The organism is Vibrio sp. JZG10, from assembly GCF_054064075.1.
Window position 1 is genome coordinate 89214 of sequence record NZ_JBSUGE010000009.1, and the last position, 17540, is coordinate 106753.

Here is a 17540-nt window from a genome sequence, read left to right on the forward strand (position 1 = left end):
TATGGAATATCGTGTTGATCTCGTCGTCCTATCAGAGCAAAAGCAAAACTGCCGTTTCGGACTGACTTTCCATAATTTGAGCGATCAAGATCTCCACAATTGGAGCCTGATTTTTGCTTTTGATCGCTACATTCTGCCGGATAGTATTTCGAATGGTCAGCTCAAGCAAATTGGCAGCTACTGCACCCTCAAACCAGAAGGGTTGGTGCTGGCAGCTAACCATCATTTTTACTGCGAGTTCAGTATTGGTTCGAACCCATTCCGTTACTATTCTGATGGATTCAATGAAGCCTTGGTCAACTTTGAAGTCAACGGCAACCTTCAGCGAGCTCAAGTCGATGTCACGCCGATCGTATTGGCTTCACCGTACCGTGAACGTAGTGAAATCCCTTCCAGCTTGACGCATGCGCAGCCTTTATTGCCAAAACCAAACCATATAGAAGTCAGCGATCACTGCTTTAGCTTTAATCATCAAGCTGGCGTTGCGGTTTATTCAAACCTAGCCAATTCAGCTAAAGAGTGGTTACTTGAAGAGCTTAAGCGCATTCATCAATTTGAGTTCGCATCAGACAATGGCAGTCAGATCATCTTCAAAGGCAACCCAACCTTGGATGAAGGCGCTTACAAGCTGAAGGTAGCAGAAGAGTCGATCAAAATTGAAGCAGGATCTTCGTCTGGTTTTACCCATGCTTGTGCAACGTTATTGCAACTGATCAAAGTTGGCGATCAACCAGCCTCAATGGAAGTGGTTTGCTGTTCAATCAAAGACCGACCACGTTTTCGTTACCGCGGTATGATGCTAGATTGTGCTCGCCATTTTCACTCCGTTGAGCAAGTCAAACGTTTGATCAACCAGTTGGCTCACTACAAGTTCAATACATTCCATTGGCACCTTACCGATGATGAAGGTTGGCGAATTGAGATCAAATCATTGCCTCAACTAACCGATATTGGCGCATGGCGTGGGTTGGATGAAACCAATGAGCCACAGTACACGCACCTTGCTGAGTGTTACGGCGGTTTTTACACTCAAGAAGACATCAAAGACGTGGTTTCCTTTGCTTCGAAACGAGGCATCACTGTTATCCCTGAAATCGATGTACCAGGCCACTGCCGAGCTGCCATCAAGTCGTTACCACACCTATTGGTAGAAGCAGAAGATACCACCGAATACCGCAGTATTCAGCATTACAACGACAACGTCATTAACCCAGCTCTGCCGGGGAGCTATGAGTTTATCGATAAAGTGTTGGAAGAAGTCTCCGCGTTGTTCCCTGCGCCTTATGTTCATATCGGTGCGGATGAAGTACCTAACGGGGTTTGGTCAAAAAGCCCTGCGTGCCAAGCACTAATGGAGCAACAAGGTTACAGCGACTACAAAGAGTTGCAAGGGCACTTCTTGCGTCATGCCGAAGACAAACTTCGTAAATTGGGCAAGCGCATGCTGGGTTGGGAAGAAGCACAGCATGGCGACAAAGTTAGCAAAGACACAGTGATCTATTCGTGGTTAAGCGAAGAAGCGGCGTTGAACTGCGCGCGCCAAGGTTTCGATGTGGTGCTACAACCTGCACAAACCACCTACCTAGATATGACCCAAGATTACGCACCAGAAGAACCGGGCGTGGATTGGGCCAACCCGTTGCCGCTAGAAAAAGCTTACAACTATGAACCACTCGCTGAAGTGCCAGCTGACGATCCAATACGCAAACGCATTTGGGGCATTCAAACAGCATTGTGGTGCGAAATCATTAACAACCAGTCTCGTATGGACTACATGGTCTTCCCGCGCTTAACCGCAATGGCAGAAGCATGTTGGACAGACAAACAATACCGAGATTGGACCGACTATTTATCACGTTTGAAAGGCCATCTACCTCTGCTTGATTTGCAGGGAGTGAATTACCGTAAACCGTGGAAGTAATACAAAACTGATGTCGAAACATCACGCTTGAAGAGTTTTTAAATTTTGGCTGCAGATGCAGCTTAGTAAAAAGGAAAGACACAAATGAAATACGGCTATTTCGATAACGGGAATCGCGAATACGTCATTACTCGCCCTGATGTACCTGCTCCTTGGACCAACTACCTAGGTACAGAAAAATTCTGTACCGTTATCTCGCACAACGCGGGTGGCTACTCGTTCTACAACTCTCCAGAATACAACCGTGTTACTAAATTCCGTCCAAACGCGACATTCGATCGCCCAGGACACTACGTTTACCTACGTGATGATGAGACGGGTGATTACTGGTCAATCTCTTGGCAACCAGTTGCCAAAAGCCTAGACGAAGCGAACTACGAAGTTCGTCATGGTTTGTCGTACTCTAAATTCAAGTGCGAATACAGCGGCATTAGTGCAACCAAAACACTCTTTGTACCAAAAGGCGAAGATGCAGAAATTTGGGATGTGGTCATCAAGAATACCTCTGACAAACCGCGTACGATCAGCGCATTCTCATTTGTTGAGTTCTCGTTCAGCCACATTCAATCTGATAACCAAAACCACCAGATGTCTCTCTACTCTGCTGGTACGTCATACAACGAAGGCGTGATTGAATACGACCTGTACTACAACACTAACGATTTCGAAGGCTTCTACTACCTAGCGTCGACGTTTGATCCAGATTCATACGACGGTCAACGTGATAGCTTCCTAGGTCTATACCGCGACGAAGCAAACCCACTAGCAGTAGAACAAGGTAAGTGTTTTAACACCGCACAAACGTGTTACAACCACTGTGGCTCTCTGCACAAGCAATTTACTATCCAACCAGGTGAAGAAGTTCGCTTTGCTTACATTCTGGGTATCGGTAAAGGTAACGGTGAACGTTTGCGTGCTAAGTACCAAGACCTTGCTGAAGTCGACAATGCATTTGCTGGCATCAAAGCACACTGGGATGAGCGTTGTGGCAAGTTCCAAGTGAAATCGCCAAACGAAGGCCTAGACACCATGATCAATGCTTGGACGCTATACCAAGCAGAAACATGTGTGGTTTGGTCTCGCTTTGCTTCGTTCATTGAGGTCGGCGGGCGTACTGGTCTTGGTTACCGTGACACCGCGCAGGACGCGATTTCCGTACCACATGCAAACCCAGCGATGACACGCAAGCGCATTGTGGACCTACTACGCGGCCAAGTAAAAGCGGGTTACGGCCTACACCTATTCGATCCTGATTGGTTCGATCCTGAAAAAGCAAATGTTAAACCATCTAAGTCTCCAACAGTTGTTCCTACTCCGTCCGATGAAGATAAGATCCACGGTATTGAAGACACTTGCTCTGATGATCACCTATGGCTAGTACCAACCATCTGTAAATACGTGATGGAAACCGGTGAGCACAGCTTCTTCGACGAAGTGATTCCTTACGCGGATGGCGGTGATGCAACCGTGTATGACCACATGAAAGCTGCGCTAGACTTCTCAGCTGAATACGTGGGTCAAACGGGCATCTGTAAAGGTCTACGTGCCGACTGGAACGACTGTCTAAACCTAGGTGGCGGCGAGTCTTCAATGGTGTCTTTCCTACACTTCTGGGCGCTACAAGAGTTCATCGACCTTGCAAAATACCTAGGCAAAGAAGCTGACGTTGAGAAATACACCGAGATGGCAGCAAACGTGCGTGAAGCGTGTGAAACACACCTTTGGGACGAAGAAGGCGGCTGGTATATCCGTGGTCTAACGAAAAACGGCGACAAGATTGGCACAGCGCAACAAAAAGAAGGCCGTGTACACCTTGAGTCAAACACTCTTGCGGTGCTGTCTGGTGCGGTATCTCAAGAGCGCGGTGAAAAGGCAATGGACGCAGTCGACGAGAATCTATTCTCTGAATACGGCCTACATCTGAACTCACCATCATTCGCAACACCAAATGATGATATCGGCTTTGTAACGCGCGTTTACCAAGGCGTAAAAGAAAACGGTGCGATCTTCTCACATCCAAACCCATGGGCTTGGGTTGCTGAAGCAAAATTGGGGCGCGGTGACCGTGCGATGAAGTTCTACGATGCACTCAACCCATACAACCAAAACGACATCATCGAAAAACGTATCGCAGAACCGTACTCCTACGTGCAGTTCATTATGGGTCGAGACCACCAAGATCACGGCCGTGCAAACCACCCATGGCTAACCGGCACATCTGGTTGGGCATACTTCGCTGTGACCAACTTTATCCTAGGTGTGCGCACTGGTTTTGATGGTCTAACTATCGATCCATGTATTCCAACTAACTGGCCTGAATTTGAAGTCACTCGTCAGTGGCTAGGCGCGACTTACAACATCAAAGTTGTTAACCCAGACTCAGTAAGCAAAGGCGTGAAATCTATCACTCTGAATGGTGAAGCTATCACTGGCGCATCAGTACCAGTGCAAGCGGAAGGTTCCGTCAACGAAGTGATCGTAACACTAGGTTAATCGCTTCAAAACGTCCCAATTCACTTTTGCTTCTTAGCTTGTGCATTGGGTTCGCTAGCAAAATTTTAAGGCGCGGTGTATTGCCGCCCTTATTGAGGTTCGAATCATGATCAAATTTGGTACAGGCGGTTGGCGCTCATTCATCGGTGAAGAATTCACCAAAGATAATGTACGTTTGGTGGCTCAAGCAGTCGCAAACATTACGAATAACGAATCTGTTGCTGATCGCGGCTTTGTCATTGGCTATGACCGACGTTTTCTGTCTGACAAAGCTGGCCGTTGGTTTGCCGAAGTTTTAGCAGCAAACGGCATCGTCGTTAGCTTTATCGATAAGTTTGTTCCGACGCCAATCGTAATGTTTAAAGCGAAGGAAATGGGCTGCGCTTACTCTGCATGTATTACGGCATCGCACAACCCGGCCGATTACAACGGCATTAAAGTCTTCATTGAAGGCGGTCGTGATGCAGATGAAATCATCACCCAGAAAATCGAATCACAAATCAATACGCTCACTGCACAAGATGTAAAAAGTGTCGATTTTGAACAAGCGGTTGAAGATAAGCTGATTCAAATTATCAACCCGATGAACGAATTCGTAGATTCGATAATTAACTTTATTGATATCGAGTCGATCAAAAAAGCCAACCTACGCGTTTTGATTGACCCGATGTTCGGTGTCGCAAAAAATGCACTGCAAACCGTATTAATCAACGGCCGCTGTGACGTTGATGTGATTAACGATGGAAAAAACCCAGACTTCGGTGGGTTAATGCCTTCGCCAAGTGCTGCGACACTCTACCGTTTGATGCACCTAGTAAAAGAGCAAGGTTACGATATTGGCATCGGTACCGATGGCGATGCGGACCGTCTTGGTATTATTGACGAAAAAGGTAACTTCATTCATCCGAATGAAGTCCTGATTCTACTTTATTATTACTTATTGGAGTACAAAGGTTGGACAGGTTCCGTGGTACGTAACATCGCGACGACTCATCTTCTAGATAAAATTGCTGAAGACCACGGTGAAAAATGCTTTGAGGTACCAGTAGGCTTTAAGCACATCAGTTCTCAAATGGAAGCGGATGACTCACTGATTGGTGGGGAAAGCTCTGGCGGCCTAACCATTCGCGGCCACATCAAAGGTAAAGATGGCGTCTTCGCGTCTAGCTTGTTAGTTGAAATGATTTCAGTAACCGGCAAGAAGCTGTCTGAGTTGCTAGATGAAATCTACGGTAAGTACGGCTATGCCTATATGGCAGAAGGCGATTGCAAGTTCAAACCGGCGCAAAAAGACGCACTGTTCAACAAAATTTATGTTGAAAAGCAGTTGCCTGAGTTTGAGTTTGAGATCGAAAAAGTCAGCTACGAAGATGGTGCGAAAGTCTACTTCAAGAACGGCGGTTGGATCATTGCCCGCTTCTCTGGCACTGAGCCACTACTGCGTATTTTTGCAGAAATGCAAGATAAGGACACTGCGGAACGTGTTCTTCAACAGTTTAAAGACTTCTTATCTTTATAGCTGACCTTGTGCCCGCTTCGAGCACTTCGGCTACGCTTGTCATGTAATTCAAGCTGTCGCTAAGGGGAAGAATACTTGCCCGGCATCACTGCCGGGCTTTTTTATTGTGTGTAGGAAGGAATAAGAGAAGTAGTAAAGGTACCCAGTAACGTTATGCGAATGCCAGCACGCCCTGCGTTTCAATTTTCACAGCAACAGACTCACCAATATTTAATGCCTGCGATGCTGTAGCCAACAAACGGTCGCCATTCGCATCAATCACGTAGCGGCAATGGTCGCCCATAAAGTGCTGCTCCAGCACCGTTACTGAGCTCTCTTCATCGGATTGAATTTGCACATGTTGCGGCCTTAGCAACAAAGAGCATTCAGACTGCACTGGGATCTCTTGTTGGGCTGTGGCTTCAACCACACCCAAGTGGGTTTCATATTCTGAATCCGAAACTCGTTTAGCGGCCAGATAGCTACCACCACCTAAGAAATCCGCAACAAACTTACTTGAAGGCTGGTAGTAAAGCTCAGATGCCGTACCATACTGCTCGATAACACCATTGTTCATCACTGCCATTTTATCCGCGAAGGCAAAAGCCTCTTCACGGCTATGCGTAACAAAAATGGCAGTCACGCCTTGCGCCTTAAAAATCTTACGGATCTCACTTATCAGCTCATGGCGAACTTGCGTATCAATATTAGAGAACGGCTCATCTAGCAACAATAAGTCTGGGCTGTAAGCTAATGAGCGAGCAATCGCAACACGCTGCTGCTGTCCACCAGACAACTGATGTGGATAACGATCGCCAAAGCCTTGCAAATGCACGAGCTCAAGCATCTCTTGAACTTTGCCATTTTTCTCTTTTGTCGAGTAATGCTTTAAGCCAAAGGCAATATTTTGCTCCACCGTCAGGTGAGGAAAAAGCGCATAATCTTGGAAAATCATCCCGATATTACGCTGTTCTGGTGGCAACCAGTTCTCCCCATCATCAATCGTGACGCAATTTAAGCTCATTTCGCCTGACGTTAATGGCAATAGCCCTGCAACGGCTTTTAATAGTGTTGTTTTTCCGCAACCACTTGCACCTAGTAAACAGACAATTTGCCCTTGTTCCACCTCAAGAGATAATGATTCCAGTACGGTTTGATCATCATATTGGCAAGTTAGGTTTTTAATTGATAATGCGCAGCTCATCAGTGATTTTGCTCCAGTGAACGGTTAACAACAACAAGCGGGATCAACCCAACAAGAACCAACAGAACCGCTGGCAAAGCGGCCAATTCTAAATGCTCATCCGAGGCGAAGTTATAAACGTATGTGGCTAGTGTTTCAAAGTTAAATGGACGAAGTAATAGAGCCGCATTGAGCTCTTTCATCGACTCGATAAACACTAACAGAGCCGCAATCAGTGCACCACGTTTAACCAGCGGAAAGTGCACACGCCACAGCATGGCATTAGGCTTACAACCCATGGTGCGAGACGCCATATCTAACGAAGGCGAAATTTTATTTAAATTACTTTCGATACTACCAATCGCCACCGCTGAAAAGCGCACAACCATGGCAAAAACCAGGGCGAACATGGAGCCAGAAAAAATAAGTCCCGGTCTGCCCCATTCCATGGCTTTAGCAAGGTCGTTGACGCGGTGATCCATAAACAGTACTGCGACCATCACACCAATCGCTAATACGGTTCCTGGCACTGCATACCCCATCGAAGAAAGACGCATAAATGCCAAGCTTTCGCGCTTGCCATTGACGCGATGGGTAAAGTTAACGATCAGTGCGACAGCAACACCAATAATGGCGGCAATAACCGACACGACCAAACTATTCCATGCGTATTCACGAAACTCGGGGGTCCAACTCTGCGCAAAGTAAGTTATCGCATAATCAATCAGCTGTAGTAATGGCAAAATAAACGCGACCGAAACCAAGCCCCAACACCAAACCAGCGCGGTCCACTTTCTCCAGCCCGTCAACTCATAACGAAAATCTTCGTGACTGTTAAATTGGCTTTGAAAAAGCTTTTGTTTGCGACGACTGTAGCGTTCGGCACTGAGAAGCAGTACTACAATGACGAGCATCATGGCAGAAATCTTGGCTGCTGCATTAAGATTAGAGTACCCCAACCAAGTATCGTAGACCGCTGTAGTTAACGTATTCACAGCGAAGTAACTTACAGTACCAAAGTCACCGATAGTCTCCATTGCGACCAGCGACAAGCCCACTGCGATAGAAGGCCTTACTAACGGCATCGAGATGCGCCAAAAGCTTTCCCATGGAGAGCATTTGAGCAAACGCGCGCTTTGCAACAAAGAGACATTTTGCTCCATAAATGCAGCTCGACACAGCAAATACACGTAAGGGTACAGCACTAAAGCCAACACAAAGGTCGCGCCAGGCAAGGTGCGAATATCAGGGAACCAATACTCGCCAGGTCCCCATCCGGTTACATCACGCAAAAAGATCTGAATCGGTCCTGCAAAATCAAACCAATCAGTAAAAATATAACCAATGATATAACCTGGCATCGCAAGAGGTAGCACCAATGCCCACTGCAACCATTTTTCGGTCGGCAGTTTACACATGGCCATTATCCAAGCGCTTGGTATACCAAGAATTAAGGACAACACCATTACGCCAATAGTGAGCGCAACCGTGTTAAAAATATAAGTCGGCATGACTGTCGCCATTAAATGGGCAAACAAATCATCCGTTTCACCAATTGCGGTGTAGAAGATCGCTAAGATCGGCAAAACCAGTAACAGAGTTATTACCCCACTACTGGTTTTCCATAAAGAGTGTTTATCTTTCATCGCCTAATTACTGCAAGGCTGTATGAAATACAAATGCTGTTGCAAATACATCTCATATCCTTTAATCAAATGGGGGTACTGTTATACCCCCACAAGGAATTAAAGGTCAAATTTCACTTCGTCTAATAGCTTAATTGCCGCTTCGTGATTGGCTGCAATATCGTCTAGAGAAAGCTTGTCTGCTTTAAAGTCACCCCAAGATTCCACAAGTTCAGAACGCTTCACGCCTTCTTTAACAGGGTACTCGTAGTTAACTTCTGCATACATCTGCTGCGCTTTGTCACCCGTTAGGAATTCCATTAGCTTCACAGCATTGTCTTTGTTTGGAGAGTACTTCGCCATCGCCATACCAGAGATGTTTACGTGAGTACCTGTAGTCTCTTGGTTAGGGAAGTTGATGTAAACTGCATCTGCCCAAGCTTTTTGCTCTTTGTCGTTAACCATTTTACCTAGGTAGTAGCTGTTACCTAGAGAAACATCACATAGACCTTCTTTGATCGCTTTAACTTGTGCACGATCGTTGCCTTGTGGTTTGCGAGCAAGGTTTGCTTTCACGCCTTCCAACCACTCTTTGGTTTCTGCTTCGCCATTGTGAGCAATCATTGCTGAAACTAGAGAAACGTTGTACGGGTGCTTACCGCTACGAGTACAAATTTTACCTTTGAACTCTGGCTTAGCCAGATCTGCATAGTTGAAATCTGCGCCTAGTTTACCTACGCGATCACGTGAAGAGTAAACACTACGTGAGCGTAGAGTTAGAGCAAACCACTCATTCTCTTTATCTTGGTATTGAGCTGGTACGTTTTCTTCAATGATTTTGCTATCTACTTTCTGAACTAAACCTTTGTTTGTCAGTTCAGCTAGACGACTGATGTCTGTCGTAAGGATAACGTCAGCTGGGCTGTACTCGCCTTCTTGAGCTAGCTTTTCTGCTAAGCCTTTTTTAGCAAATTTTACGTTTACTTTGATGCCAGTTTCTTTAGTGAACTCGTTGAACATAGGTTCAACTAGGAAAGGTTGACGGTAAGAGTAGACGTTCACTTCTTCAGCAGCCATTGCTGTTGGAGCTAAGGTTGCGCAAGTTAATGCTGAAAGAGTTAGCAGTTTTTTCATTGTTTAATCCTTTACCATGCTAATGATAACGTTTATCAGTTGCGTTATTATATGTATGTTCAATAAGAAGACAATGACAAATATTAAAAAACCTGCTCATCGGAGCAGGTTTTTATATGTTGAGAGTGTAACTATTTATTACAGGCTATTGATTACTTCACAGTGACAAATTCTGGGTAAGCACCGACGCCACAATCATGCATGTCCATACCTTCCATTTCTTCATCTTCCGTGACGCGAATTCCAACGGTTGCTTTCAAGATAGCCCACACAACTAGGCTGGCACCAAATACCCAAGCAAAGATAACGACAGCACCTAAAAGCTGCGCACCGAATGTAGCATCGCCGTTGCTTAGAGGCACAACCATCAAACCAAAGAAGCCACAAACACCGTGCACTGAAATCGCACCGACTGGGTCATCAATTTTTAGTTTATCTAGGCCAATGATGCTGAATACGACTAGCGCGCCAGATACTGCACCGATAGCAACTGCATATAATGGCGATGGTGATAGAGGATCTGCGGTGATAGCAACCAAGCCAGCTAGCGCACCATTGAGAATCATCGTTAAATCCGCTTTGCCCCAAGTCGTTTTACATACAAATAGCGCCGCAATAGCACCTGCAGCAGCTGCTGCGTTGGTGTTTAGGAAGATCTGACCTACCGCTGTTGCATTCTCAAAGTCTGAAACCATCAACTGAGAACCACCGTTAAACCCAAACCAACCAAACCAAAGGATGAAAGTACCTAGTGTTGCCAAAGGCATGTTTGAACCTGGAATCGGGTAGATTTCACCGTTTTTGCCATATTTACCTTTACGAGCACCAAGCAATAACACACCAGCGAGAGCTGCAGAAGCACCAGCCATATGTACGATACCTGAACCTGCAAAGTCGCTAAATCCAGCTTCTGCTAGGAAACCACCGCCCCATGTCCAATAACCTTCCATTGGGTAGATAAATGCGGTCAAAATCGCAGAGAAAACCAAGAAAGACCAAAGCTTCATACGTTCAGCCACCGCACCAGAAACGACGGACATTGCAGTTGCAACGAAGACAACTTGGAAGAAGAAGTCAGATTCTAGAGAGTGATCAGCCCCTTCTCCTTGGGTACCAATCAGCGCACCAAATGAAGGTAACCAGCCTCCTTCTCCGTTGTCGACATACATGATGTTGTAACCAACGATTAGAAACATCGTACATGCAATTGCGTACAAACAGATGTTCTTCGTAAGAATTTCTGTTGTGTTCTTAGAGCGCACAAGACCAGCCTCTAGCATCGCAAAACCAGCTGCCATCCACATTACCAACGCACCGGAAATGAGGAAGAAAAAGGTGTCAAGTGCGTAACGTAACTCGGTTACTGTTGTTGTTAATTCCATAATAAGTTTCTCCAATCCCTTGAATTCTTAAAGTGCTTCTGCGTCCATTTCGCCCGTTCGGATACGCACCGCTTGGTTCAGGTCGTAGACAAAAATTTTACCGTCACCAATCTTTCCTGTTTGCGCAGCTTTTGTAATCGCTTCAACCACTCGCTCAACATTATCCGCGTGAGTAGCGATTTCAATTTTCACTTTTGGTAGGAAATCGACCTGATACTCAGCGCCGCGATACAGTTCCGTGTGGCCTTTTTGACGACCAAACCCTTTAACTTCTGATACCGTCATCCCTTCGATACCGACGTTAGCCAATGCTTCTCGCACATCGTCTAATTTAAACGGCTTAATAATGGCATTGATTATTTTCATTCAATTCTCTCCGAAGCTTTCATCCTGAAACACTTCTAATAATCCAATCTACGTGCCAAGTTTTTAAGTCATTGAATAATAAAAACTAACGTCAATTTACATATCTATAAACAAAAAGGGCGCACCATATCGGTGCGCCCTTTTCACAAATTTAAAGCAACAGAAGGAAAGTTACCCAAAACTGTGCACTAAATGTTCAAAAAGTCTTTCCATCGCTCGATAAGAATCATGAAGTCCTCTATTCCACAGCTTGCTGTACTTTCTGCATTGTAGAAATCGAATTCACTTTCCATCTCAACATCATGGTCATGGGCCAATGCGTTTTCTTGCACTAGGACTTCATCGCCCTGAATCATCAAGCTAATTTCTGTACCTGTTAGGTTATGCTCTTGAGAAGGCGCTGAAAATGACTGCTCAATTAGCTTTTCAACCTGAGCAATCTTCATAGGATCTTTGCCAATTTCTTCTTGTAGCCAGCGCCCAACAATCTCATGCCCCATGCTGCATTTTACGTAGTACTCGCCCATCAACGTGTTACGGATGAATTCAAATTCCATCGAGATTGCCTTTTCGTATCAATTTGGTGCGGAGTATAGCGAATTGCGCCCATAAAAAAAGCACCTCGTTTGAGGTGCTTTTTAATTGTGCAGTTAAACTTATGCAGGCTCTTGGAAGATCACTTCATCCGCTTTCTTGGTGTACTGATCCATTTTATGGAAGTTCAAGTAGCGGTAAGTATCTGTAGCGGTTGCATCAATTTGCTTCGCATACTCCAAGTACTCTTCTTTGGTTGGAATCTTACCAAGGATTGCACCTACTGCAGCTAGTTCCGCAGACGACAGGTAAACATTCGCACCAGTACCTAGACGGTTCGGGAAGTTACGCGTTGAGGTCGACATCACTGTTGATTTGTCTGCAACACGCGCTTGGTTACCCATACACAGTGAACATCCTGGTGTTTCGATTCGAACCCCAGCACGACCAAAGATACCGTAATAACCCTCTTCCGTTAGCTGATCCTTGTCCATCTTCGTTGGCGGAGCGATCCATAGACGAGTTGCAAGCTGTCCGTTGAACTTATCTAGCAGCTTACCAGCAGCGCGGAAGTGACCGATGTTCGTCATACAAGAACCGATGAACACTTCATCAATCGCTGTGCCTTGTACTTCAGACAACAAGCGAGCGTCATCCGGATCATTCGGGGCACATAGTACTGGCTCATTGATTTCAGCCATATCGATTTCAATCACATGTGCATATTCAGCATCTTTATCTGCTTGCATCAGCTCAGGATTTGCTAGCCACTCTTCCATCGCTGTAATACGACGTTCGATAGTACGGCGGTCACCGTAACCTTCAGAGATCATCCACTTCAGCATTACGATGTTAGAGTTTAGGTACTCTTCGATCGACTCTTGAGACAGTTTCACAGTACAACCTGCCGCCGAACGCTCAGCAGAAGCATCAGATAGCTCAAATGCTTGCTCAACCGTTAGCGTTTCTAGGCCTTCAATCTCAAGGATACGGCCAGAGAATTCGTTGATCTTGCCCGCTTTCTCTACTGTTAGTAGACCTTGCTGAATCGCGTAGTAAGGGATGGCATGAACAAGGTCACGCAGTGTGATACCCGGTTGCATTTCACCTTTAAAGCGAACCAAGATTGACTCAGGCATATCTAGTGGCATAACGCCTGTCGCAGCAGCAAAGGCAACCAAACCCGAACCTGCTGGGAATGAAATACCTAGCGGGAAACGAGTATGTGAGTCACCACCAGTACCGACAGTATCCGGCAGTAGCATACGGTTTAGCCATGAGTGGATAATACCGTCACCCGGGCGAAGAGATACGCCACCGCGGTTCATGATAAAGTCCGGAAGTGTGTGGTGCGTGTTTACGTCTACTGGTTTTGGGTACGCAGAGGTGTGACAGAAAGACTGCATGACAAGGTCAGCAGAGAAGCCCAAACACGCCAAGTCTTTAAGTTCATCACGAGTCATAGGGCCGGTAGTATCTTGCGAACCTACTGTCGTCATCTTCGGTTCACAGTAGGTACCAGGGCGAATGCCTTCTACGCCACACGCTTTACCAACCATTTTCTGTGCAAGCGTGTAACCCTTGCCAGAATCTGCGATTTCACCAGGTTTACGGAATACATCCGAAGGCTCAAGACCTAGCGATTGACGCGCTTTGTCTGTCAAACCACGACCGATGATCAATGGGATACGACCACCAGCACGAACTTCATCAATCAGCACTTCCGTTTTCAGCGAGAACTCAGCTAAAACTTCACCTGTTTCGTGATTACAAACTTTACCTTCATATGGGTAAACATCGATAACATCGCCCATGTTGAGCTTAGTCACGTCGACTTCGATTGGTAGTGCGCCCGCATCTTCCATTGTGTTGAAGAAGATAGGTGCAATTTTACCACCAAGCACATAACCACCAGCACGTTTGTTTGGAACGTAAGGGATATCATCTCCCATGAACCAAAGTACTGAGTTGGTTGCAGATTTACGTGAAGAACCAGTACCAACAACATCACCAACGTAAACCAATTGATGACCTTTTTCTTTCAATTCTTCAATTTGCTTGATCGGGCCAATAGTACCCGGTTGATCAGGGTTTATTCCTTCACGCTCGTTTTTAAGCATCGCCAGTGCGTGTACTGGAATATCAGGGCGAGACCAAGCGTCAGGTGCAGGTGAAAGGTCATCCGTGTTCGTTTCACCTGTTACTTTAAATACGGTTAGAGTGACTTTTTCTTCAAGCTTAGGCTTAGAAAGGAACCACTCAGCATCAGCCCATGATTGAAGTACTTTCTGTGCATGCGCATTGCCTGCTTTTGCTTTCTCTTCTACATCATAGAAAGCATCAAACATCAGAAGTGTATGAGACAATGCTTCTACAGCAATCTCTGCCAGTGCTTCGTCATCAAGTAGCTCAACTAGCGGCTCGATGTTGTAACCACCTTGCATAGTGCCTAGCAGTTCAGCCGCTTTTTCACGGCTCACAAGTGGTGATTTAACTTCACCTGTTGCTACAGCGGTTAGGAAACCCGCTTTTACATAAGCGGCTTCATCTACACCTGGTGGGATGCGGTTTTCAAGTAGGTCAAGAATGACTTCTTCTTCACCTTGCGGGGGATTTTTCAGAAGTTCTACAAGTCCAGCAACTTGTTCTGCGTCTAGCGGTTTAGGAACAACTCCTTCAGCAGCACGCTCTTCGACGTGTTTACGGTAGGCTTCAAGCACGACTTTTTCCTCTCATTGCGGTTCCTCCTCTATTATTACTATTGTTAAAGTAAAGGAGTGAACATCCTTGGAAACTTGGCTCTCCATTGCCCTTGTTTTCATTCAATTATGATTGAGAAACAGCGCCGTAGAGGCCAAACTGTGGGCAAAATAATAGCAAATTTAACCTTAAATTAAAATCTTATCATTTTGACCAACATAGCAACTTACGACTAAAGTTCTGCTAATTTTGACCAAATATGCCAAGTTTTTGCTTTCTCATACCCGATTAATTAAACGATGTTCCTACGATCAAATACACAGCATCCAAATCTTGCTCGGTACGACCATAAGCCAACATAATTGGCCCGATTGGTGAGTCAACACCAAAGAAAATAGAGCCAGCATTGTAAAGTGGCGCTTCATTCAGCTTCAGATCATTATCTGACCAAACTCCACCGTATTCCACTGATGCACCGAGGTAGACTGGCGCTTCAAATAGTCCAAAGTCATTGTCGAACCATTTGTATCGGTACACCAAGCTACTAAAAAACAGGTTCTGTCCAATCAAGCTATTTCTTGGGATGCCAGATAGGTTTAAAAAGCCGCCTAACTCTCTCGGATCAAGTGGAACCGATGAATTTTTACTTTCTACAAAGCTATATTCTGCATGTCCGACTAAAGTATGACGCTGATGACTGACCGCACCTTTGAATCGCGCGGAGATTTCATACACAGTATCTTCAATCATCTTTTCCGTGTCGAGCAGAGTGATGCCTTCCGGACTCTTGTCATGAGATACGAAATATTCAAGATCGACCAGCAGTCCGCGAGTAGGAAATGCAAAATCATCAAGCGTATCGAGTCGATAGCTCGCAAATATACCTTTGCGCTCGAAGTCTAGCTGCCCTGCCGAGGCCAAGGTAGACAGCTCAATATCTCCTGTAGAGTAACGAGCACCAAGGCGCAACTCTTGCCATAACGTAGGTTGAATGCCAATAGCCAGTTCTGAAGCAAAGTCATTATAGGAAACGGGTAAGAAGTCGTTAACTGAGCTGAGGTCCGGGTTTTCAAACTCGCTAAAAGGTAAGTTTCTATCTTCACTGCTGTATCCAACACGGCCAGCAACAAAAAGCGTTTGGCTAGATAAAACAGGCGAATACAACTCAGCTTCTATCAGCTTATCCGTGCCCATTTCTACGTTGAACGCCAACTCCGCACCATGCGAATTTAAATTAGTAAAATTGGTCGACATACCGATGCCGTATTGGCTATCCGTATCGAAGTCATCTTCAAGGAAAAATCGAAAGTTAACGTAATTTGGCCCCCACGACTTTTCGTTAACATCAAAAACCAACAATGTTTTACCATCAACATCTTCAAAGTGATAAGTGATTAACTCAAAACGATCCAACGCATAGAGATTTTCAACGGCTTTTTCTATTTCAGCCGTTGGAATACGACGACCTGTTTTCAATTGAATACGGTTAGTAAGTAATACATCGCTGTAGTGGGTGTTATTCACTATCACAATGTCATCAACAATGCGTTTATCACCGTAAACCAGCGTCTTACGTACCTCTTGCTTGTGATCGATGTACTTTTGGTATTCTGCGTTCGATAAACTTAGACCAAGCAGCTTATCTTCAAGCTGCTTGGTAATATCGTAACCCGCTTGAAAAGCCCAAGGCATTTTGTCGAACTCGACCGTTTCCATGGTGCCCACATTGGGACGAATATAAATATCTTGAGGTTCAAGCTCGTCCACTTGCTGTTGCGTACTGCGACGGACTAGGTAATTAGAAAGTTGATCCGCTACAGTAAACAGCCCGGTAAACTCATCTTCGGTTTTGTAGTCGGTGCTAATATCAACAGCAATAACAACATCTGCCCCCATAGCGCGAGCCACATCGACAGGCATATTATTAACGACACCACCATCGACAAGCATATGGCCATTGAGCTTATAGGGAGGGAGCGCTCCTGGTACAGACATACTGGCCATCATGGCGTCCACGAGGTAACCATTGCCAAGAACCACTTCCTCTAGCGCAAGAATATCTGTCGCCACAGAGCGATAAGGAATGGCAAGATCATCAAAAGAATCGAATCGCCCTAAGTTCCCTGTAGTCTCTCGCAATACGCGCAACATGTTCTGGCCTTGCACGACACCCGTTGGGGCACGAACCTCACCAAATCTTAAGCCGAGGTCAGTGTTAATTTGATAGCGGTCTTCATACTCTTTATCACGAACTCGGCGTTGACTGCGGTCGACACGATCTCGATAACCACTGCTCCAATCGACGGTGTAGATAAAACTTTCAATTTCATCAGCGCTCATCCCCGTAGCATAGAGACCACCGACATAAGCGCCCATACTGGTGCCCGTTACGATATCGACCGGGATCTGCATCTCTTCTAACGCTTTGAGAACGCCGATATGGGCAGCGCCTTTTGCTCCGCCACCAGCGAGCACAACCGCCACCTTTGGGCGAGGCTCCAAGTCATCCGTTTTTGCTAGAGAGTTTGCGAGGGAAACTGAAGGAGTGGTGATCAAAAAGGCACTAACCCAAAGCGCGAAATGGCGAGTCGACGGGCTTGATAACAGCTTTTTGAACATTCACTTCTTCCTTTGTTGAATTTCTTATCAAGTAGGGCGTGCTAGCAGCACCGCACTAACACGCCCTAATATGTACTAAGAATTG

General features: G+C 45.7%; 11 protein-coding genes. 3 read left to right on the plus strand and 8 right to left on the minus strand.

Annotated elements, in window-relative coordinates; all coding sequences use genetic code 11:
* Position 1: 1 nt before the first annotated feature.
* From ACWYVB_RS12070 to ACWYVB_RS12080, 3 genes are all read left to right on the plus strand, one after another.
* Positions 2-1921 carry a beta-N-acetylhexosaminidase gene (locus ACWYVB_RS12070; protein WP_395222247.1) on the plus strand — a complete coding sequence of 640 codons (1920 nt, stop codon included), beginning with the start codon at positions 2-4 and terminating at the stop codon, positions 1919-1921.
* Positions 1922-2005: 84 nt separating this feature from the next.
* Positions 2006-4414: a GH36-type glycosyl hydrolase domain-containing protein gene (locus ACWYVB_RS12075; protein WP_395222248.1), complete on the plus strand. Its 2409-nt coding sequence runs from the start codon at positions 2006-2008 to the stop codon at positions 4412-4414.
* A 106-nt stretch (positions 4415-4520) separates the two neighbouring features.
* Complete coding sequence (locus ACWYVB_RS12080) at positions 4521-5933, plus strand: phosphoglucomutase/phosphomannomutase family protein (protein WP_395222249.1); 1413 nt, start codon at positions 4521-4523, stop codon at positions 5931-5933.
* A 151-nt stretch (positions 5934-6084) separates the two neighbouring features.
* Here the strand turns inward: ACWYVB_RS12080 and ACWYVB_RS12085 are convergent, their stop codons facing one another.
* The 8 genes from ACWYVB_RS12085 to ACWYVB_RS12120 all read right to left on the minus strand — a co-directional run bounded on the left by ACWYVB_RS12085 (position 6085) and on the right by ACWYVB_RS12120 (position 17455).
* A complete protein-coding gene (locus ACWYVB_RS12085; protein WP_282149719.1) occupies positions 6085-7116 on the minus strand; it encodes an ABC transporter ATP-binding protein in 1032 nt (343 codons plus the stop codon).
* The gene (locus ACWYVB_RS12090; RefSeq protein ID WP_395222250.1) at positions 7116-8741 is read right to left on the minus strand and encodes an ABC transporter permease; all 1626 of its coding nucleotides are present in this window, start codon (positions 8739-8741) and stop codon (positions 7116-7118) included. The genes ACWYVB_RS12085 and ACWYVB_RS12090 overlap by 1 nt, the downstream gene beginning before the upstream one ends.
* Before the next feature lie 99 nt (positions 8742-8840).
* The gene (locus tag ACWYVB_RS12095; RefSeq protein ID WP_005386566.1) at positions 8841-9854 is read right to left on the minus strand and encodes a Fe(3+) ABC transporter substrate-binding protein; all 1014 of its coding nucleotides are present in this window, start codon (positions 9852-9854) and stop codon (positions 8841-8843) included.
* 152 nt (positions 9855-10006) lie between these two features.
* Entirely contained in the window at positions 10007-11236 is a 1230-nt protein-coding gene (locus ACWYVB_RS12100) for an ammonium transporter (protein WP_046875065.1), read from the minus strand.
* Positions 11237-11263: 27 nt separating this feature from the next.
* Positions 11264-11602 carry a P-II family nitrogen regulator gene (locus ACWYVB_RS12105; RefSeq protein WP_005396729.1) on the minus strand — a complete coding sequence of 113 codons (339 nt, stop codon included), beginning with the start codon at positions 11600-11602 and terminating at the stop codon, positions 11264-11266.
* Between the two features lie 188 nt (positions 11603-11790).
* Positions 11791-12159 (minus strand): YacL family protein, encoded by a 369-nt coding sequence (locus ACWYVB_RS12110; protein ID WP_012841428.1) that lies wholly within the window; start codon positions 12157-12159, stop codon positions 11791-11793.
* A 99-nt stretch (positions 12160-12258) separates the two neighbouring features.
* Positions 12259-14856 carry a bifunctional aconitate hydratase 2/2-methylisocitrate dehydratase gene (acnB, locus tag ACWYVB_RS12115; protein WP_395222251.1) on the minus strand — a complete coding sequence of 866 codons (2598 nt, stop codon included), beginning with the start codon at positions 14854-14856 and terminating at the stop codon, positions 12259-12261.
* Positions 14857-15124: 268 nt separating this feature from the next.
* Complete coding sequence (locus ACWYVB_RS12120; protein ID WP_395222252.1) at positions 15125-17455, minus strand: patatin-like phospholipase family protein; 2331 nt, start codon at positions 17453-17455, stop codon at positions 15125-15127.
* Positions 17456-17540 lie beyond the last annotated feature (85 nt).